This window comes from Pseudomonas spartinae, assembly GCF_965197125.1.
Classification (GTDB): Bacteria; Pseudomonadota; Gammaproteobacteria; order Pseudomonadales; family Pseudomonadaceae; genus Aquipseudomonas; species Aquipseudomonas composti_A.
The window spans coordinates 52,463-71,406 of sequence record NZ_CBDAMB010000010.1; the positions used below are offsets into that span (position 1 = coordinate 52,463).

At 63.9% G+C, this 18,944-nt stretch carries 18 protein-coding genes and 4 tRNA genes; 11 read left to right on the forward strand and 11 right to left on the reverse strand.

The window, feature by feature from the left end:
- Window positions 1–173 precede the first annotated feature (173 nt).
- Window positions 174–2,915, reverse strand: a complete 2,742-nt coding sequence (gene acnA, locus ACN8M7_RS20080) for an aconitate hydratase AcnA (protein WP_490261912.1) — start codon at window positions 2,913–2,915, stop codon at window positions 174–176.
- 270 nt (window positions 2,916–3,185) lie between these two features.
- Here acnA and rlmM point away from each other — a divergent pair, with 270 nt between their 5' ends.
- Together rlmM and tusA are read left to right on the forward strand one after the other, a co-directional pair.
- Window positions 3,186–4,241 carry a 23S rRNA (cytidine(2498)-2'-O)-methyltransferase RlmM gene (rlmM, locus tag ACN8M7_RS20085; RefSeq protein ID WP_490261913.1) on the forward strand — a complete coding sequence of 352 codons (1,056 nt, stop codon included), beginning with the start codon at window positions 3,186–3,188 and terminating at the stop codon, window positions 4,239–4,241.
- 229 nt (window positions 4,242–4,470) lie between these two features.
- Window positions 4,471–4,722, forward strand: coding sequence for a sulfurtransferase TusA (tusA, locus tag ACN8M7_RS20090; RefSeq protein WP_061237907.1), 252 nt, complete (start codon window positions 4,471–4,473; stop codon window positions 4,720–4,722).
- Between the two features lie 25 nt (window positions 4,723–4,747).
- Here the strand turns inward: tusA and ACN8M7_RS20095 are convergent, their stop codons facing one another.
- Window positions 4,748–5,809 carry a DUF3080 domain-containing protein gene (locus tag ACN8M7_RS20095; RefSeq protein WP_490261914.1) on the reverse strand — a complete coding sequence of 354 codons (1,062 nt, stop codon included), beginning with the start codon at window positions 5,807–5,809 and terminating at the stop codon, window positions 4,748–4,750.
- 39 nt (window positions 5,810–5,848) lie between these two features.
- A complete protein-coding gene (locus ACN8M7_RS20100) occupies window positions 5,849–7,222 on the reverse strand; it encodes an MATE family efflux transporter (protein ID WP_490261915.1) in 1,374 nt (457 codons plus the stop codon).
- A 150-nt stretch (window positions 7,223–7,372) separates the two neighbouring features.
- On the opposite strand from ACN8M7_RS20100, the gene pdxB reads away from it, so the two are divergent.
- From pdxB to ACN8M7_RS20115, 3 genes are all read left to right on the forward strand, one after another.
- Window positions 7,373–8,503, forward strand: coding sequence for a 4-phosphoerythronate dehydrogenase PdxB (pdxB, locus tag ACN8M7_RS20105; RefSeq protein ID WP_490261916.1), 1,131 nt, complete (start codon window positions 7,373–7,375; stop codon window positions 8,501–8,503).
- 162 nt (window positions 8,504–8,665) lie between these two features.
- Window positions 8,666–9,151: a glutathione peroxidase gene (locus tag ACN8M7_RS20110; protein ID WP_490261917.1), complete on the forward strand. Its 486-nt coding sequence runs from the start codon at window positions 8,666–8,668 to the stop codon at window positions 9,149–9,151.
- Window positions 9,148–9,606, forward strand: a complete 459-nt coding sequence (locus ACN8M7_RS20115) for a MarR family winged helix-turn-helix transcriptional regulator (protein ID WP_490261918.1) — start codon at window positions 9,148–9,150, stop codon at window positions 9,604–9,606. The genes ACN8M7_RS20110 and ACN8M7_RS20115 overlap by 4 nt, the downstream gene beginning before the upstream one ends.
- On the opposite strand, the gene ACN8M7_RS20120 is transcribed toward ACN8M7_RS20115, so the two are convergent.
- Entirely contained in the window at window positions 9,596–11,917 is a 2,322-nt protein-coding gene (locus ACN8M7_RS20120) for a response regulator (RefSeq protein ID WP_490261919.1), read from the reverse strand. The two genes, ACN8M7_RS20115 and ACN8M7_RS20120, sit on opposite strands and share 11 nt — an antisense overlap.
- 110 nt (window positions 11,918–12,027) lie before the next feature.
- Between ACN8M7_RS20120 and ACN8M7_RS20125 the strand changes: the two genes are divergently transcribed.
- Window positions 12,028–12,918: an ATP-binding protein gene (locus tag ACN8M7_RS20125; RefSeq protein ID WP_490261920.1), complete on the forward strand. Its 891-nt coding sequence runs from the start codon at window positions 12,028–12,030 to the stop codon at window positions 12,916–12,918.
- Window positions 12,915–13,397, forward strand: a complete 483-nt coding sequence (locus ACN8M7_RS20130; RefSeq protein WP_490261921.1) for a GAF domain-containing protein — start codon at window positions 12,915–12,917, stop codon at window positions 13,395–13,397. Before ACN8M7_RS20125 ends, ACN8M7_RS20130 begins: the two co-directional genes overlap by 4 nt.
- A 38-nt stretch (window positions 13,398–13,435) precedes the next feature.
- Here ACN8M7_RS20130 and ACN8M7_RS20135 read toward each other — a convergent pair whose 3' ends face one another.
- Entirely contained in the window at window positions 13,436–14,098 is a 663-nt protein-coding gene (locus tag ACN8M7_RS20135; protein ID WP_490261922.1) for a glutathione S-transferase family protein, read from the reverse strand.
- 56 nt (window positions 14,099–14,154) lie between these two features.
- Window positions 14,155–14,919, reverse strand: coding sequence for a hypothetical protein (locus ACN8M7_RS20140; protein ID WP_490261923.1), 765 nt, complete (start codon window positions 14,917–14,919; stop codon window positions 14,155–14,157).
- Window positions 14,920–15,141: 222 nt separating this feature from the next.
- Here ACN8M7_RS20140 and ACN8M7_RS20145 point away from each other — a divergent pair.
- The 4 genes from ACN8M7_RS20145 (at window position 15,142) to ACN8M7_RS20160 (ending at window position 15,519) form a co-directional block, all read left to right on the forward strand.
- Window positions 15,142–15,217, forward strand: a tRNA-Glu gene (locus tag ACN8M7_RS20145).
- 15 nt (window positions 15,218–15,232) lie between these two features.
- Window positions 15,233–15,308 (forward strand) — tRNA-Gly (locus tag ACN8M7_RS20150).
- 45 nt (window positions 15,309–15,353) lie between these two features.
- A tRNA-Glu gene (locus tag ACN8M7_RS20155) sits at window positions 15,354–15,429 on the forward strand.
- A gap of 14 nt (window positions 15,430–15,443) precedes the next feature.
- Window positions 15,444–15,519, forward strand: a tRNA-Gly gene (locus tag ACN8M7_RS20160).
- 65 nt (window positions 15,520–15,584) lie between these two features.
- On the opposite strand, the gene ACN8M7_RS20165 is transcribed toward ACN8M7_RS20160, so the two are convergent.
- The 5 genes from ACN8M7_RS20165 to cydP are packed head-to-tail and all read right to left on the reverse strand — an operon-like array spanning window position 15,585 to window position 18,920.
- Window positions 15,585–15,875: a cyd operon YbgE family protein gene (locus ACN8M7_RS20165; protein ID WP_490261924.1), complete on the reverse strand. Its 291-nt coding sequence runs from the start codon at window positions 15,873–15,875 to the stop codon at window positions 15,585–15,587.
- Window positions 15,868–15,981 carry a cytochrome bd-I oxidase subunit CydX gene (gene cydX, locus ACN8M7_RS20170; protein ID WP_024308618.1) on the reverse strand — a complete coding sequence of 38 codons (114 nt, stop codon included), beginning with the start codon at window positions 15,979–15,981 and terminating at the stop codon, window positions 15,868–15,870. The genes ACN8M7_RS20165 and cydX overlap by 8 nt, the downstream gene beginning before the upstream one ends.
- Window positions 15,982–15,992: 11 nt before the next feature.
- Window positions 15,993–17,132 (reverse strand): cytochrome d ubiquinol oxidase subunit II, encoded by a 1,140-nt coding sequence (cydB, locus tag ACN8M7_RS20175; RefSeq protein WP_490261925.1) that lies wholly within the window; start codon window positions 17,130–17,132, stop codon window positions 15,993–15,995.
- Between the two features lie 10 nt (window positions 17,133–17,142).
- A complete protein-coding gene (locus tag ACN8M7_RS20180; RefSeq protein WP_490261926.1) occupies window positions 17,143–18,708 on the reverse strand; it encodes a cytochrome ubiquinol oxidase subunit I in 1,566 nt (521 codons plus the stop codon).
- Window positions 18,705–18,920: a cytochrome oxidase putative small subunit CydP gene (gene cydP, locus ACN8M7_RS20185; protein WP_490261927.1), complete on the reverse strand. Its 216-nt coding sequence runs from the start codon at window positions 18,918–18,920 to the stop codon at window positions 18,705–18,707. Before cydP ends, ACN8M7_RS20180 begins: the two co-directional genes overlap by 4 nt.
- Between the last annotated feature and the right edge of the window lie 24 nt (window positions 18,921–18,944).

Genomic DNA, 18,944 nt, shown 5'->3' on the forward strand with positions numbered 1-18,944 from the left:
TCCGTCGTTGTAATGCCCTGTCATCGGCCGACGAACGGCAAAGTTGAGGGCGAAATCCATTTTGGGCAGTGTAAACGCTTTTTGAATGGCGTCACGTTTCTGTCACGACCTCGGCCATCTCTGGCCCGACGGATAAGGAGGGCCCTGCCGCCAGTGGCGGCAGGGCAGGTGCATCAGTTGGCGATCATCTGGCGCAGCACGTAGTGCAGGATGCCGCCGGCCTTGAAGTACTCGACCTCGTTGAGGGTATCGATGCGGCACAGCACTTCGACTTCCTCGTGCGAGCCGTCCTCGCGGCCGATGATCAGGGTCAGTGGCATCTGCGGGCGCAGTTCCACGCCTTCCAGGCCCTCGATGGCCAGCACTTCGTTGCCGGTCAGTTTCAGGCTGGTGCGGTCGGTGCCCGGTTTGAACTGCAGCGGCAGCACGCCCATGCCCACCAGGTTGGAGCGGTGGATGCGCTCGAAGCTCTCGGCGATCACCGCCTTGACGCCCAGCAGGTTGGTGCCCTTGGCCGCCCAGTCGCGGCTGGAGCCGGTGCCGTACTCCTTGCCGGCGATGATCAAAAGTGGCGTGCCTTCGGCCTGGTAGCGCATGGCGGCGTCGTAGATCGCCAGTTTCTCGCCGCTGGGCACGTGCAGGGTGTTGCCGCCTTCCTCGCCGCCGAGCATTTCGTTGCGGATGCGGATGTTGGCGAAGGTGCCGCGCATCATCACTTCATGGTTGCCGCGGCGCGAGCCGTAGGAGTTGAAGTCGGCCTTGTCCACGCCGTGCTCGCTCAGATAGCGCCCAGCCGGGCTGTCGGCTTTGATATTGCCAGCTGGCGAGATGTGGTCGGTGGTCACCGAGTCGCCGAGCAGGGCGAGGATGCGCGCCTCGCGAATGTCGGTGATGCGCGGCGGCTCGCCAGCGATATGCTCGAAGAACGGCGGATGCTGGATGTAGGTGGAGTCGCCTTGCCAGGCATAGGTGTCGGCCTGGGGCACGTCGATGGCTTGCCATTTCTCGTCGCCGGCGAAGACTTCGGCGTATTCCTTGCGGAACATGGCGGTGTCGACCTTGGCGATGGCCTCGGCGATCTCGGCCTGGGATGGCCAGAGGTCCTTGAGGTACACCGGCTGGCCATCCTTGCCGGTGCCGAGAGCGTCGCTCGTCAGGTCGAGGCGCACGCTACCGGCCAGGGCGTAAGCGACCACCAGGGGCGGCGAGGCCAGCCAGTTGGTTTTCACCAGCGGATGTACGCGACCCTCGAAGTTGCGGTTGCCGGAGAGCACCGAGGCGACGGTGAGGTCGGCCTGGGTGATGGCTTTCTCGATGGGCTCACGCAGCGGCCCGGAGTTGCCGATGCAGGTGGTGCAGCCGTAGCCCACCAGGTCGAAGCCGAGCTTTTCCAGGTAGGGCGTCAGGCCGGCGGCGTCGAAGTACTCGGTAACCACCTTGGAGCCGGGGGCCAGCGAACTCTTCACCCAGGGCTTGCGCTGCAGGCCTTTTTCTACCGCCTTCTTGGCCAGCAGGCCGGCAGCCATCATCACGCTGGGGTTGGAGGTGTTGGTGCAGGAGGTGATGGCGGCGATCACCACGGCGCCGTCCTGCAGGCGATGGGTGTGGCCATCGTCCTCATAGTCGATGCCGCCGCTTTGCTTGTCGCCGCCGACGGCGGTACCACCACCGCCCTCGCTGAGCATGCGGCCTTCTTCCTTGGCCGCCGGCTTGAGCTGCAGGCCGACGAAGTCGTCGAAGGCCTGGCTGATCTGGCTCAGCGAGACACGGTCCTGCGGGCGCTTGGGTCCGGCCAGGCTGGCTTCGACGCTGCCCATGTCGAGGCTCAGGCTGTCGGTGAACACGGGTTCGGCACCTGGCTCGCGCCACAGGCCCTGGGCCTTGCTGTAGGCCTCGACCAGTTGCACGGTGGCGTCCGGGCGGCCGGACAGACGCAGGTAGCCGAGGGTGATGTCATCCACCGGGAAGAAGCCGCAGGTGGCGCCGTATTCAGGCGCCATGTTGGCAATGGTGGCGCGATCAGCCAGGGGCAGGTCGGCCAGGCCGTCGCCGTAGAATTCGACGAATTTGCCCACCACGCCTTTCTTGCGCAGCATCTGGGTGACGGTCAGCACCAGGTCGGTGGCGGTGATGCCTTCTTTCAGCTTGCCGCTGAGCTTGAAGCCGATCACTTCGGGAATCAGCATCGACACTGGCTGGCCGAGCATGGCCGCTTCCGCCTCGATGCCGCCCACGCCCCAGCCGAGTACGCCGAGACCGTTGATCATGGTGGTGTGCGAGTCGGTGCCGACCAGGGTGTCGGGGTAGGCGAGGGTGACGCCGTCTTCCTCTTTGCTCCAGACGGTGCGGGCCAGGTATTCGAGGTTGACCTGGTGGCAGATGCCGGTGCCCGGTGGCACCACGCTGAAGTTGTCGAAGGCGTGCTGGCCCCAGCGCAGGAAGGCGTAGCGCTCGCCGTTGCGCTGCATTTCCAGTTCAACGTTGTCGTGGAAGGCGCTGGAGGAGGCATAGCGGTCGACCATTACCGAGTGGTCGATGACCAGATCCACCGGCGACAGTGGGTTGATCCGCTGCGGGTCGCCGCCGGCCTTGGCCATGGCGTCGCGCATGGCGGCCAGGTCGACTACCGCGGGCACGCCGGTGAAGTCCTGCATCAGCACGCGTGCCGGGCGGTACTGGATCTCGCGGTCGGAGGCGCGCTTGTCGAGCCAGTCGACCATGGCTTGCAGGTCTTCGGGCATCACCGTCTTGCCGTCTTCGTTGCGCAGCAGGTTTTCCAGCAGCACCTTGAGCGACATGGGCAGGCGGTCGATATTGCCGAGCCGTTGGGCGGCTTCGGGCAGGCTGAAGTAGTGGTAGGTGGCGTCGCCGATTTTCAGTTCGCGGCGGCAGTTCAGGCTATCGAGGGAGGGCATTGCACATCTCCTTGCGCCCGCACGGTTCGGGCTGTGTCTGATGGCGGCAGACCTTCAAGCTAGTTCGGCTTGAGCGGTCTGGCTAGCGCATATCCTTTTATGGGTTGCCATGCGCTGCCTGTTTATCGGATCGCCAGGCTTCATCGCGGCGCATTCGCCAGCGGCCGGGGTGTCGATCCGTATCTATTGGCAGCACATGTATAGCTGGACAGGTTTAACGGCTCGGGGTTCCGGTCTCGGGTATCATGCGCGCCTGAAGGAGACCCTTTGATGAATACCCTGTTTCTGCATTGCCGCCCCGGTTTCGAGGGGGAGGTCTGCGCCGAGATCAGTGATCTCGCTGCGCGTCTGGATGTACCGGGCTACTCCAGGACCAAGCCTGGCAGCGCCTGCGCCGAGTTCGTCTGCAGTGAGGCCGATGGCAGCGAGCGTCTGATGCGCAGTGTGCGCTTCAAGAGCCTGATATTCCCGCGGCAATGGGCGCGCGGTGGTTTCGTCATGTTGCCGGAGAGCGATCGCATCAGCGTGTTGCTCGAGGCCCTGGCTGATTATCCGGTGTGTGGCAGCCTGTGGCTGGAGGTGGTGGATACCAATGACGGCAAGGAGGTCTCGACCTTCTGCAAGAAGTTCGAGGTGCCGCTGCGCAAGGCGCTGCTCAAGGCCGGCAAGCTGGTGGACGACGCGAAGAAGCCGCGCCTGCTGCTGACCTTCAAGAGCGGCCGTGAGGTGTTCGCCGGCATCGCCGAGGCGGACAACCAGGCGATGTGGCCGATGGGCATTGCGCGCTTGAAGTTTCCGCGCGAGGCGCCGAGCCGTTCCACGCTCAAGCTGGAGGAGGCCTGGCACCATTTCATTCCGCGCGAGCAGTGGGATCAGCGCCTGGCGCCCGGCATGACGGCGGTGGATCTGGGCGCCGCACCGGGCGGCTGGACCTGGCAACTGGTCAATCGAGAAATCCGCGTGACTGCCGTGGACAACGGGCCGATGGCCGAAAGCCTGATGTATTCCGGTTTCGTCGTGCACCAGCGCGCCGATGGCTTCACCTTCCGCCCGCGGCATCCGGTGCACTGGATGGTCTGCGATATCGTCGAGAAACCGGCACGCACGGCGGCGATGATCGAAACCTGGCTGGGCGAGGGGCTGTGCCGCGAGGCGGTGGTCAACCTCAAGTTGCCGATGAAGCAGCGCTATGCCGAAGTGCGGCGTCTGCTCGATCGCATAGAGTCGGGGCTGGCGGAGCGCGGCCTGAAGGTCAGCATCGGCTGCAAGCAGCTCTATCACGACCGTGAGGAAGTGACCTGCCACCTGCGCCGCCACGGCAAGTGACGACGCCGCACGGCAGGCAAACCGGGCACGTGCCCGGTTAGGCACGGCCCGGACTCCCGCGTCGCTTCGGGCTCCGCCCTAAGCTGGCGTGCGAATCGTCCATGACGCGCCAGAGCGCAGGCACTGTGCCGCAGCCGAGCGGTGCGCGCTGCCCATCCAAGGTTGTGCGCGCAGGGTGACCTGGAGGTCAGCTTTGCGCGACAATACGCGCCTGCCTGTGGAGCCCCTTATGTCCGAAGCCCTGACCCTCAATCACGATGACCTGCTCGACGCCAGCGGCCTGAATTGCCCGGAACCGGTGATGATGCTGCACAACAAGGTGCGCGACCTGTCGCCGGGCGGCCTGCTCAAGGTGATCGCCACCGACCCCTCGACCCGTCGTGATATTCCCAAGTTCTGCGTGTTTCTCGGTCACGAACTGCTCGGTCAGGCCGAAGAGGACGGCGCCTACCTTTACTGGATTCGCAAGAAGGCCGATTAGGCTGCTGCTTCAGGCGCGGCGCACCCTAAGGCTCCGCGCTGTTCCATCCCGCCTGTCCTGGCGCCAGGCCGCAGCTGTTGAGCACGTTCTGCCAGGCTTTGACGTGACGCGCCGTGGCCGCCTGGAAATCCCGCCATAACGAATCCTGCTCGCCGGCCAGGCGCAACAGGTAGTCGCGGGTGGCGTCGGGGATGCCCTCGATGCGCTGCAACTGCATTAATGCCGCCTGCCACTGCTGACCACGTTGATCGACCTGTGCCAGATACGGCTGCAGGCCGCCTGCGTAGAACTTGACGAAGATGTTCTGCAGGATGCGCCCGCGCGGCGTGGCTTGGCCCAGTGGGCACAGCGGGCGGTTCTTCTGGCGCTGCTCCAACAGGTCGCTGCCAGCATCGAGGTTGTGGCGCAGGCTGGCCAGGCTGGTGATCAACTGACCGCCTTGTTCGCTGGCGTAGAGGGCGAAGAACAGTGGCTCCAGCTGTTCGGCGCTTGGCGGCAACTGCGCAGGCAGGGCGGCGCCAATGCTCGCCAGGCGCTGCAGTGCGTCCAGTGCGGCGCTGTCTTCCTGGGTATCCACCGGCAATGCCTGGTCGGCGAAGCGCAGGTAGTGTTCGAACTCAGGGCTGCCGTTGAGCGCGTTCCAGAAAACCGCAGATAGTTGCTGGCGCTTTTCGCTGGCCAGTTGCTGCAAGGTGGTTTTGAGGCTGGAATCGTCTTCGAGGTAAGGCAGGCAGGCGTCGATGGCACGCAGCAAATCACCTTCGTAACCCAGGCGCTGGCTGGGCATCAATTGCTTGCCCAGGCTGCTGTTGCGTTGGCTGATCAGCTGTTGCAGGTGCGGACAGCGGCGCGCATCGATGACCAGATCGAGCAGGCCAATACGCAGTTCGGCAATCTGCACTATCCGCTGGCGCCGCGGCGGCAGGCGATACTGGCTGATGTCGCGGCTGTCGAAGGCGATGAAGTCGCTGGCATCGAGCGAGCGTTGCAGGCGCTGCAGGTAGTCGCTCTGCAGGGCCAGGCCATCGTTGGCCGGGCCGCAGCCGGCGAGCGCCAAGAGGCAGAGAAGCAGGGTGAGTCGGGTCATGCGCTCAGTCTAGAGGCGATGGTCTACCGATCCAATCACTCAGGCCGTTCGGCGAATGCGCTTGCGAGCGCTGCGGGCCAGGCGCACGGTAAGCATCGCGGCAGCGCAGGTCAGCCCGACCACCAGCCCCTGCCACAGGCCACTCGGGCCACTGGGTTCGCCGAACAGGTCGGACAGCCCCAACGCATAACCTACCGGCAAGCCGATGCCCCAGTAGGCGAACAGGGTCAGCAGCATGGTGATGCGCGTGTCCTGATAGCCGCGCAATGCACCGGCCGCAGTCACCTGAATCGCGTCGGAGAACTGAAACAGCGCGGCATAGACGATCAGCGTTGCCGCGACCGCGATGACGGTCTTGTCCGGGGTGTAGATCTGCGCGATCTGTTCGCGCAGCAGGAACATCAGACTGGCCGATACGCAGGCGTAGCCCAGCGCCGCGCCCATGCTCACCCCGGCGGCGAAGCGCGCCTCGCGCGGCTGGCCACGGCCCAGCGCCTGGCCAACGCGCACGGTGGCCGCCATGGCCAGCGAGTAGGGGATCATGAATACCATCGAGCTGAAGTTCAGGGCGATCTGGTGCCCGGCCACCACCGCGGCGCCGAGGCCGCCGATGAGCAGGGCGATCACCGCGAAGATGCTCGATTCGGCGAACACCGCCACGCCAATCGGCACACCGATGCTCAGCAGGCGCTTGATCACCGCCCACTGCGGCCAGTCGAAACGGGCGAACAGGGCGCTGTTGCGGTAGTAGGGCGCCCATTTCACCCAGACCAGCATGCCGATCAGCATGAAGATCATCACCAGCGCGGTCGCCCAGCCGCAGCCAACGCCGCCCATGGCCGGCAGGCCGAACTTGCCGTAGATAAAGATGTAGTTGGCCGGGATGTTCAGCAGCAAGCCGAGGATACCCAGCACCATGGACGGGCGGGTGTGGCCAAGGCCGTCGCTGCAGCAGCGCAGCACGTGATACAGCGCCACCGCGGGGAAGCCGCAGGCCACGGCGCGCAGGTAGCCCATCGCAGGGTCGATCAGCGATGGCTCGACGTTCATGACGCGCAGCACGAATTCGGCGTTCCACAGCAGGGTAGCGGCGCTGCCGCCTACTACAAGGGCCAGCCATAGTGCCTGGCGCACCAGTGGGCCGATTTCGGCCTCTTCGCCAGCGCCGAAGCGCTGCGCCACCTTGGGCGTGGTGGCCAGCAGAATGCCGGTCATCAGCAGGAACACCGGCACCCAGATCGAGTTACCCAGCGCCACGGCAGCCAGGTCCTGCGGGCTGACGCGCCCGGCCATCAGCGTATCGACGAAGCCCATGGCAGTGTGCGCCAACTGCGCGATGATGATGGGCGTGGCCAGGAACAGGAGGCTGCGCAATTCCGTGCGCACGCGGCCAAGGCGGGTGTCGGTGGACATTTCGACTCTTCAGGATCACAGGAAACCGCGTAGTCTACGCCTTGACGTGACGGTCAGGAAAGCACGATCTGCCCCTCTGTCTGGCGGGCTGTGGGGCGACGCTGAGGTCTCGGCTGACTTAGAATGGCGACCTGTCCGATGGAGCCCGCCATGCACATAGTCGCCGACGAAAACATTCCCCTGCTCGATGAGTTCTTCGCTGCGTTCGGCAGCATCCGTCGCTTGCCGGGGCGCAGCATCAGCGCGGCCGACGTACGTGATGCCGACCTGTTGCTGGTGCGCTCGGTCACCCAGGTGAATCGCGCCTTGCTCGAAGGCAGCCGGGTGCGCTTTGTCGGCACCTGCACCATTGGCACCGATCATCTGGATCTCGATTACTTCGCTGAAGCGGGTATCGCCTGGAGCAGCGCCCCGGGCTGCAACGCCCGTGGCGTGGTGGATTACGTGCTGGGCAGCGTGCTGACCCTGGCCGAGCGCGAGGGTGTCGACCCGGCTGCACGGGTCTATGGCGTAGTGGGTGCGGGGCAGGTCGGCGGTCGCCTGGTCAAGCTGCTGCAGGGGCTGGGCTGGCAGGTGCGCGTCTGCGACCCGCCACGTCAGGCTGCTGAGGGCGGTGATTTCGTCAGCCTGGAGCGGATCATCGACCAGTGCGATGTGATCAGCCTGCACACGCCGCTGGATGCCTCGACCCGCCACCTGTTCGATTCGGCGCGACTGGCGGCGCTCAAACCAGGCACCTGGCTGATCAATGCCAGTCGTGGTGCCGTGGTGGACAATGCCGCATTGCGCAGTCTGCTGCCGCAGCGGCCTGATCTGAAGGCAGTGCTGGATGTCTGGGAAGGCGAGCCGCAGGCCGATGTCGAGCTGGCCGCTCTGTGCCAGCTGGCGACGCCGCATATCGCCGGTTACAGCCTCGACGGCAAGCTGCGAGGGACGGCGCAGATCTACCAGGCCTGTTGCCGGGTGCTGGGTGTCGCCGAACAGGTCATGCTCGCCGACCTGCTGCCGGCACCCTGGCTGAGCGAGCTGAGCCTCGACGGCAGCGCGGACCCGGCCTGGGCTTTGGCCAGCCTGTGTCGCGCAGTGTACGACCCGCGCCGCGACGATGCGGATTTTCGCCGCAGCCTGGTCGGCGCTGCCGAAGCCCGGCGTGCCGGCTTCGATCACCTGCGCAAGCACTACCCGATGCGTCGCGAGACGGATGGCCTGCGTGTGCGCATTCAGGGCGATTCAGGTCAACTGGCCGCTGTGGTACGAGCCCTAGGCGCCACCGTTTTGTAGAGCGGATTAGCTGCTTGCTGAGCAACTCGTGTCCTGGTGTCGATAACCCTCCCTACGGATAGTGCGTTATCCACGGGTCTTATTTTCGAGCAATTAAATTGCATGCAATTTAATTGCTCGCTAGTTTGTTCATCACTTTCAGCCCATTCAGGACGATTCCCCATGAGCAATGTGCTTTTCGATATTCCAGTCACCACCATCAAGGGCGAGCAGAAGACCCTGGCCGATTTCGGCGGCAAGGCGGTGCTGGTGGTCAACACTGCCAGCAAGTGCGGGTTCACCCCGCAGTACAAGGGCCTGGAAAACGTCTGGCAGCAATACAAGGACAAGGGCCTGGTGGTGCTCGGTTTCCCCTGCAATCAGTTCGGCAAGCAGGAGCCGGGTGACGAGGGGGCGATCTCCGAGTTCTGCGAGCTGAACTTCGGCGTCAGCTTCCCACTGTTCAAGAAGGTCGACGTCAATGGCGCAGGTGCTCATCCGCTGTTCGTGCAATTGAAAAAGCGCGCCCCCGGCCTGCTGGGCAGCCAGGGCATCAAGTGGAACTTCACCAAGTTCCTGATTGGCGCGGATGGCAAGGTGGTCAAGCGCTTTGCGCCCACCACCAAGCCTGAAGAGCTGAGCAGCGAGATCGAAGCCCTGCTGAAATGAGCGTTATCGATAGCGCTGCGCTGCAACTGGACAATCAGCTGTGCTTCAAGCTCTACGCCGCTTCACGCGCGGTGATTCGCGCCTACAAGCCGATGCTCGACGCCCTCGGCCTGACCTACCCGCAGTATCTGGTGATGCTGGTGCTGTGGGAATGGCAGGAGCGGGCGCCGCAGCAGCCAACGCTCAAGGCGCTTGGGCAGCGTCTGCAGCTGGATTCGGGCACCCTGACGCCGCTGCTCAAGCGCCTGGAACAGATGGGCCTGGTGCTGCGCCGCCGTGCCCAGGCTGACGAACGCGAGGTGCATCTGGCGCTGAGTGAGGCCGGCACAGTGCTGCAGGCGCAGGTCCTGCCGCTGAAGGCGCAATTGCTTTGCCAGTTCGACGGTCAGGATCTGCTGGAGCTGGAAGGGCTGCGGCGCAACCTGGATCGCTTGCTGGCCAGGCTCAACGGCTAAGGTCGACGGGCAGCCAGGTGTCGAGCATGGCTGCCAGTTCTTCACGGCGGAAGGGTTTGGCCAGGTAGTCGTTCATGCCGGCGGCGCGGCAACGCTCACGCTCGTCGGACAGGGCGTTGGCGGTCAGGGCGACGATGGGCAGTTCCGGCCAGCGCCCATTGCTGCGAATGCGCCGGCTGGCCTCGTAGCCATCCATCACCGGCATGTTGCAGTCCATCAGGATCAGGTCGACGGCTTCCTGTTCCAGTATTTCCAGGGCTTCACCACCATGGCCGGCCACCAGCACCTGGTAGCCGAGCTTGGCCAGCATGCCCTTGGCCACCATCTGGTTGACCGGGTTGTCCTCGACCAACAGCACGCGTGCGGCGCTTTCCCGCGCAGGTTGCACCTGCGTGTTGCTGTGAACGTCTGCGTCGTCGATGTGCAGGATGTGCCGCAGCATTTGCAGCAGCCCGCTGCGCGCCAGTGGGCGGGCAATCTGCAGCAGCGGCATGAGGCGTTGCGCCTGATCCTGTGGCAGGAAGTTGCCATAGGCGGTCACCAGCAGCGCCGGTGTGCCAATCGCCGGGCGGATGCCGAGCAGGCATTGCGGGCAGTCGCTGATCAGCAGGTCAGCGTCCACGCCTTGCAGGCTGGCATCGGTATCCAGGCGCTGATAGTTCAGGCCCCAGGTCGGCAGCCACTGCGCGAGCATCTGTTGCAGGCCGCTGCTGGCCGGGGTCAGCGCAACGATACGGCCCTTTAGTGCAGGCTGTGCGCTGGGTTGTGCATGGGTTGGCAGCGGCAGGTCGGCGCAGAATTCGCTGCCGAAGCCTTCTTTCGATTGCAGGGTCAGCACGCCGTGCATCGCTTCGCACAAACGTCGCGTCAGCGCCAGGCCAAGCCCGGTGCCGCCGTATTCGCGGGTAATGCCCACCTCTGCTTGGGCGAAAGGCTGGAAGATGCGCGCCTGGGCATCTTCGCTGATGCCGATGCCGGTATCGCGCACGCGAATGCTGATGCCTTGCGCGCCGCAGGTGACGATCAGGTCGACGCGGCCAAAACGGGTGAATTTGAGGGCGTTGGACAGCAGGTTGCTGACGATCTGGCGCACCCGCGTCGGGTCACCCAGCACCTGTGCCGGTAGCGCCGGGTCGATCAGGCAGGTCAGCTCTACGGCATTGGCGGCGTTCTGCGACAGCAAGCTGGCGGTTTCTTCCGCCAGCACGCCGAGATCGAAGGGGATTTGCTCCAGTTCGAGCTGCCCAGCTTCGAACTTGGACAGATCGAGGATGTCGTTGAGCAGTTCGACCAGAACCTTGCCGGAGTCATGGGCGATGCCCAGTTGCTGACGCTGTTCGGCGCTGAGCGGGCCGTCCAGCGCCAGGGCGAGCATGCCCAGCAGGCCATTGAGCGGTGTGCGGATCTCATGGCTCATGTTGGCCAGGAAGGCCGAGCGCGCCTGCGCCATGTTCAGCGCCGTGGTGCGCGCGGCGTCCAGTTCGGCGTTGGACTGGCTGAGGCGCACGTTGGTGGCCTTGAGTTCGGCGGTACGTGCCGAGACGATGTTTTCCAGCTCGCTCAGGTACTGGGTCAGGCGGTCCTCGGCGTTGCGCCGTTGTCCGATTTCCAGGGCGATGCTCGACAGCTGGCGGTTGGTGACTTCGACCAGGGTGCCGATTTCGTCGCGCTCGTGGCCTTTGGGGCAGGGCACCGGATGATGTTGCGGGTCCTGCGGGTTGCGCTCGCTGAGGGCGCGAATCACCCCGGTCAGGGGTTTGGTCAGCATGAAATAGAACAGCACCAGCAGGATCAGCGACAGCAGCAGGCTGCGGGCGAAGCCGGTGATCAGGGTCAGTAGCGAGCGTTTCAGGAAGTGGCTGCCAAAGGCGTAGGTGTCGACCTCCAGGCGCAGAACGCCAAGCGCTTCGTGGGGGGCGTGGCTGACGTAGAGCGGGTCCTGGAACTGCCGCTGGGCGCCGAACAGACTGTCACTGAATACCCGGTAGCGGCTTTCGCTGCGTGGCCGGCTGACGCTGGCCAGAACCATGCCGTTGTTGTCGATCAGTTCGGCCCGGGTTACTGCCGGTGAGCGCAGCAGGCCGAGGACCAGTTCCTGCGCCAGTTCGGCGTCGATGTTGTAGGCGATACGAGCGGCGGGGTTGTGGCTGATTTCCAGCAACGCGCGAATCTCGCGGTTGATGGAGGCGTCTTCGCTGGCATAATCGACCGCCACTTGGGTGACGCTGAGCAACGTGCCGAGGATAAACGCCACCAGGACGGTCAGGCCGGCCTGTTTGAACGACAGGCGATGGGTGAGCGAAATATCCATGAATGCGTGCGTCGTCTCTGATCCTTGGGCGCCTGCCAAGCATAGCCGATAGCGACCCGGTACCGGCAGGGCCTACAACGTGCGGTTCTGCGCAAAAGGAGTAGTAGATAGTGGATTCCCGATTACTGGACTTTCTGGCCCGCGCCGAGCAGGTGCTGGAGCGCATTGAACCCCTGCTGCCTGCAGTGCGTCCGCAGGTGGACTGGAGCAGCTGCGTGGCGGCGCGCTGGGTGCATGACGGGCGTAGCGGCTACCTGCTGCCACTGGACGTCAGCCTCGACCTGTCGCTGAGCGATCTGCTGGGTGTGGACGCCCAGCGCGAGCAGTTGGCGCGCAATACCCGACAGTTCGTCAACGGTATGCCAGCCAACCATGCCTTGCTCTGGGGCGCGCGCGGCACCGGCAAATCGTCGCTGGTGCGGGCCTTGCTCGCCGAGCATGCCAAGGCCGGCCTGCGCCTGATCGAGATCGAGCGCGATCACCTGGCCGACCTGCCGCGCGTGGTCGAGTTGCTGGCTGGCTTGCCGCAGCGCTTCGTGCTGTTCTGCGACGATCTGTCGTTCGAGGCGGGTGAGGGCGATTACCGTGTGCTCAAGAGCGTGCTTGACGGCTCGCTGGAGCAGGCGCCGGACAACGTGCTGCTCTACGCCACGTCCAACCGCCGCCACCTGGTGCCCGAGCGCCAGAGTGACAACGAGAACTGGAAGATGGTCGACGGCGAACTGCACCCCAGCGAGTCGGTCGAGGACAAGATCGCGCTGTCCGACCGGTTTGGCCTGTGGCTGTCGTTCTATCCCTTCAGCCAGGAGCACTTTCTGATCGTCGTGCGCCATTGGGTGGACGTGCAGGCGCGCCAGGCCGGGCTGAGCTGGAGCTGGGATGAGGCGCTGGAAAAGGCGGCCATTCGCTGGGCGCTGGGTCGCGGCAACCGTAATGGCCGCTGTGCCTATCAATTCGCCCGCCACTGGGTTGGGCTGCAACTGCTGGAGCAACAGGCATGATCGATCTTTCTCAGGCTGCTGGCGACCTCAATGGCTACCCATTGTTGAGTGCGCAGTTGCAGGCGCTGCTGTCCGGCGAGCGCGACTTCATCGCCAATGCCGCGCAGTTTTCCGCCTTCCTCTTTCACGAGCTGGCCGACCTGAATTGGGCCGGCTTCTATCTGGTCAAGGATGGCGAGTTGGTGCTTGGCCCGTTCCAGGGCCAGGTGGCGTGCGTGCGCATCGCCTTCGGGCGCGGTGTCTGCGGTGCGGCTGCGGCCAGCCTGCAGACGCAGCGAGTCGAAGATGTGCATGCCTTCGTCGGGCACATTGCCTGTGACAGCGCGTCGAACAGTGAGCTGGTGGTGCCGCTGGTCAAGGAAGGGCGTCTGATCGGCGTGCTGGATCTGGACAGCCCGTCGGTCGGGCGCTTCACCGAGGTGGATCAGGTCGGTATCGAAGCGCTGGCAGCGATTTTCCTGGCTGCCAGCGACTGTTGAAGCCGAACAGGGCGCGCTATGCGCGCCCTGGGTAGGGTTCAGCGCTTGGCGCCGATCTTCTCCAGCGTGCGCAGCTCACGCGGCAGCACTTGCTGTATCGAAGGGCGGGCCTTGACGCGCTCATAGTGCGCGGCCAGTGCCGGCCAGCGGCTCGCGTCGAGGGTTTCGCCACCGTGTTCCATGTTGATCAACTGGCTGGCCAGCGCCAGGTCGGCCATGGACAGCTGGTCACCGAGGAAGTAGGGCTTGTCGCCCAGCGTAACTTCGAGGTAGTCGAAGTGGCTGGGCAGCTTGTCTCTGAGCGTCTGCTGCACCTTTTCCTCGTCGCATGGCTGGCCCATGGTGGCTTTCAGCACGCGGTTGCGGAATACGCTGAAGGTGCACAGCGGCGCCAACTCGTAGTCGGCGTATTTTTCCAGCCAGCGTACCTTGGCCCGTTGCTCGGCATCGGCGCCATATAGTGGCTTGCGCTCGGGGTAGCGATCCTCGAGGTATTGGCAGATGACGCTGGAGTCCGCCAGCGTCAAGTCGCCGTCGCGAAAGGCGGGAATGCGCCCCAGCGGGTTGAGCTCGCGAAACCAGTCCGGCTGGCCGAAGGGCATGACGACTTCAAGTTCGTAATCCAGACCCTTCTCGATCAGGCACAGGCAGAGCTTGCGAACGAAGGGGGACAGCGGCGCCCCATATACAGTCAGGCTCATTGCGACTCCTATTGGCGGTCAGCGTGCACGACCGAGCGAGCGTGATCGACGCTTGCTCAGTCGTAGATGTTCTTCTTCTTCCAGTCGTCTTCCAGGCCCTTCAGGCCTTCGGTCAGCTCACTGGGTTCATCCGCTGCGGGGACGTTATTGTTGAGCACCAGGGCATTGGCTCGCGCCAGCTGCTCTTCGAAGCGCTTGAGCTGGGCCTGATAAGGCGCCGGCTCAGGCTGTTTGCGCAGGTACTGCACGCCGCGTTCGAAGGCCAGACGCGCCTGGCCGGGCTGGTTCTGTTGCATGGCCGTCTGGCCCAGGGTGCTGAAGAACTCGATATGCACCAGCACCAGCATCTGGCGAATCTGCTTGAGCCAGTGCTTGCCGTCGTTGGCGGGCAGCAGGCCGCCCTGTACCGAACCGGTGATCAGGGCGTGCAGATTTTCCAGGAGAAAACGTACGTCCTTGGCCTTGGCCTCGTTGGCAATGGGCTGCGGCGGGTTCTTCACGGCAATGGATTCGCCCTGAGCGATCTGTGCCTTGAGCGTATCGGCATCGCTGCGCAGCGCCGCATTCTGTTTATCCAATGCCAGCAGACGTTCGCTGACCTGCAGTTGCAGCTGACTCAGCAACAGCTTCAGTTGCGGCGTCATCAGTTGGCCGGGCATGCGGTCGGAGATGTCCTGGCAGCGACGGATGCGGTCGAGCAGATCGGCGCGCTGGCGTGCTTTATCCAGTTTGCTGTTCTCGACGGCATGGTTGACATAGGCAATCACCATCAGCAGGGCGATGCCGCCGACGATCAGCAGGGTAATCACGAGTGCGGACACTGCTTGGGACCTCTCGGAAATCGACTTTTCGACCGAGTGTAGTGGCTTGCTCGCATGGCTCCTAGTGGCTTATCGATTTCTGGGCTGAAGTCTTTGATTTTAAAAATTTTTTATAGAGAGGTTGACGACCTCTAAAAGCCTCCATAGAATGCGCGCCACTTCCAGCGCAAAGCCTAAAGCGGAGCGAAGGAAGCCGGAAAGTTGCTTGATGTTCCGGGGTATGTCCCCTTCGTCTAGTGGCCTAGGACACCGCCCTTTCACGGCGGTAACAGGGGTTCGAGTCCCCTAGGGGACGCCACTTTCAAGTTGTAATGCGGGAATAGCTCAGTTGGTAGAGCACGACCTTGCCAAGGTCGGGGTCGCGAGTTCGAGTCTCGTTTCCCGCTCCAGATTTTAGAAATGCTGCTTCGGCAGGGTTTCAAACGAAGTTCCAGGTCCCCTTCGTCTAGTGGCCTAGGACACCGCCCTTTCACGGCGGTAACAGGGGTTCGAGTCCCCTAGGGGACGCCACTTCAAGTTGTACCGCGGGAATAGCTCAGTTGGTAGAGCACGACCTTGCCAAGGTCGGGGTCGCGAGTTCGAGTCTCGTTTCCCGCTCCAAATAAACGAAAACGCCGCTCAATCGAGCGGCGTTTTCGTTTCTGTCGTTTGCCTTCAACAGCCTGTTAGGCCGTCTGCGCCAGATACAGCAAGGCATAGCCCAGCCCACACAGGCCCCAGCCCAGCCAGGGCGAGAACAGGGCACGCCACAGCCAGTGGCGCGGGGCGAAGCCGACGCCATGGATGAAGGCGCAGGACACGCCCCACATCACCAGCATCAGCAGCGAGTGGCTGTAGCGCCCCTGACTGTCGAGCATGGCGCCAGGGTGGATCAACAGCAGCAGTGCCAGCGGCGTGGCCAGTAGCCAGGAGAGCGCGCGCAAGGGCGCACGCTCGCTCAGGGTGATGTCACTCATGCTCGCTCTCGGTATCGAGATTCTGCGTGGTTTCCAGCCACAGTGCGTTGATGATGCCGAAGCTGCTGGCCAGCAGCACGCCGAGAATCCAGGTGAAGTACCACATCGCGTTTCTCCTCAATACAGGCCGTGGGGGTTGGCTTCGATGCTGCTGTCATTCAACTTGCCCCACATCTTCACGTAGCCCCACAGGGTGTAGATGAGGATGATCGGCACGAAGATGCAGGCCACGACGAACATGATGCCCAGGGTCTTGTGGCTCGATACCGCGTCCCACACCGTCAGGCTGGAAGCCGCATCGAGGCTCGACGGGAAGACGAAGGGGAACAGGGCGAAGCCTGCAGTGCAGATGGCGCCGACGATCATCAGGCTGCTACCGATGAAGGCCAGGCCGGCGCGGCGCCAGGTGCTGGCGAGAATGGCCAGTAATGCGCCGAGTATGCCCAGCACGGGGGCGCCCAGGGTCAGCGGATAGCGGCTGTAGTTGCCGAGCCAGCCGGCGTTGTCGGCCAGTACCTGCTTGTTCAGCGGGTTCAGCGCGGCGCCGGTTTCGACGGCGCTGGCCAGGCTCATGCCGTTGATGCCGAGGGCCAGCCAGCTGCCTGCCAGCAGGAACCCGATCAGGAAGACCAGGGCGCTGAGGAAGGTGGCCTGGCGCGAGCGGGCGGCCAGGTCGCCTTCGGTGCGCATCATCAGCCAGGCGCCGCCATGGCTGCAGAGCATGCTCAGGCTGACCACGCCGCAGAGCAGGGCGAAGGGGTTGAGCAGGGCGAAGAAGGAGCCGTGGTAGGTCGAGCGCATCATGTCGTCGAGCTGGAACGGCAGGCCGAGGAACAGGTTGCCGAAGGCTACGCCGAACACCAGTGCCGGTACCGCGCCGCCGACGAACAGTGCCCAGTCCCAGGCGCTGCGCCAGCGGGTGTTTTCCAGCTTGCTGCGGTAGTCGAAGCCCACCGGACGGCAGAACAGGGCGAACAGCACCAGCAACATGGCCCAGTACAGCCCGGAGAAGGCCACCGCGTAGACCATCGGCCAGGCGGCGAACAGCGCGCCACCGGCGGTGATGAACCACACCTGGTTGCCGTCCCAGTGCGGGGCGATGGTGTTGACGGCGACGCGGCGCTCGTTGTCGGTCTTGCCGACGAAGGGCATCAGCGCCATGGCGCCCATGTCGAAGCCATCGGTGAGGGCGAAGCCGATCAGCAGTACGCCGATCAGCACCCACCAGACGAGTTTCAGGGTTTCGTAGTCGAACATGGCGAAGTCCTCAGGCTTGGGCCGGCTGCTGTTGCTCGAAGTGGTAGCGTCCGCTGTGCAGGCTCGAGGGGCCAAGGCGGGCGAACTTGATCATCAGGTACATCTCCACCACCAGCAGCAGGCTGTAGAAGGCGATCAGCGCGGTCAGCGAACCCCAGATGTCGCCAGCCGACAGGCTGGAGGTGGACAGATGGGTGGGCAGCACCTCACCGATGGACCAGGGCTGGCGACCATGCTCGGCCACGTACCAGCCGGTCTGCGCGGCGATCCACGGCAGCGGCAGGCTCCACAGCGCCCACTTGAGCAGCCAGGGTTTGCTTTCTTCGTTCTTCTTCGCCGAGGCCCAGAAGGCGCAGGCGAACAGTGCGAGCATGAGGAAGCCACTGGCGACCATGATGCGGAAGGTCCAGAACAGGCTGAACACGTTAGGGATGGTATCCAGCGCCGCCTGCTTGATCTGCGCCTCGCTGGCGTCGGCCACGTTGGCGGTGTACTTCTTCAGCAGCAGCCCATAGCCCAGGTCGTTCTTCACTTCGTTGAAGGCAGCGAGGGTCTCGGCCGACTTGTCGCCGCCGCGCAGGCGTTCCAGCAAAGCGTAGGCGGTCATGCCGGTGCGGATGCGCGCCTCGTGCTCGACGAGCAGGTCCTTGATGCCCTTGACCTCCTTGTCCAGCGAGCGGGTGGCGATCAGGCCCAGGGCGTAGGGGATCTTCACCGCGTAGTCGGTACGCTGCTCGTCCTGATTGGGCAGGCCGAACAGGGTGAAGCCAGCCGGCGCCGGATGGGTGTCCCATTCGGCCTCGATGGCGGCCAGCTTGGTCTTCTGCACGTCACCGATTTCGTAGCCGGATTCGTCGCCGAGCACGATCACCGAAAGGATCGAGGCCAGGCCGAAGGCCGAGGCAATGGCGAAGGAACGGCGGGCGAAGCCCAGGTCGCGTTTGTTCAGCAGGTAGTAGCTGGAAATGGCCAGGACGAAGATCGAGCCGGTGACGTAGCCGGCGGCCACGGTGTGCACGAACTTGACCTGCGCCACGGGGTTGAACAGCAGCGCGCCGAAGTCGGTCAGCTCCATGCGCATGGTCTCGAAGTTGAACTCGGCGCCCACCGGGTTCTGCATCCAGCCGTTGGCGATCAGGATCCACAGTGCCGAGAGGTTCGAGCCAATCGCCACCAGCCAGGTGACGACCAGATGCTGCACCTTCGACAAACGATCCCAGCCGAAGAAGAACAGGCCGATGAAGGTGGATTCGAGGAAGAAGGCCATCAACCCCTCGATGGCCAGCGGCGCGCCGAAGATGTCACCGACGTAGTGGCTGTAGTAGGCCCAGTTGGTGCCGAACTGGAACTCCATGGTCAGCCCGGTGGTGACACCGAGGGCGAAGTTGATGCCGAACAGCTTGCCCCAGAACTTGACCATGTCCTTGTAGACCTGTTTGCCGGTCATCACGTAGACCGACTCCATGATCGCCAGCAGGAAGGCCATGCCCAGGGTCAGCGGCACGAAGATGAAGTGATACATCGCTGTCATGGCGAACTGCAGACGTGACAGATCGACGACTGATTCCGAGATCATCTCGGTTTCTCCTCGGTGGGTAGTGAAGAAGGGGTGCTGGCCTGGCCCAGCAGGTGGGCCTCAATGCGTTGCTGGCCGTCCTTGGGCACTGTCGGCTCGCTGAACCAGATGGCCTTGATGCCCAGCAGCAGGGTCAGCTTGATCAGCAGGATCACAGCGATTTCGCGTACCAGCGGAATGCGCCAGTGGGAGGTAGGTGCGCGTTCGGGCATCTCGACACTCCGGTTTTGCCGACG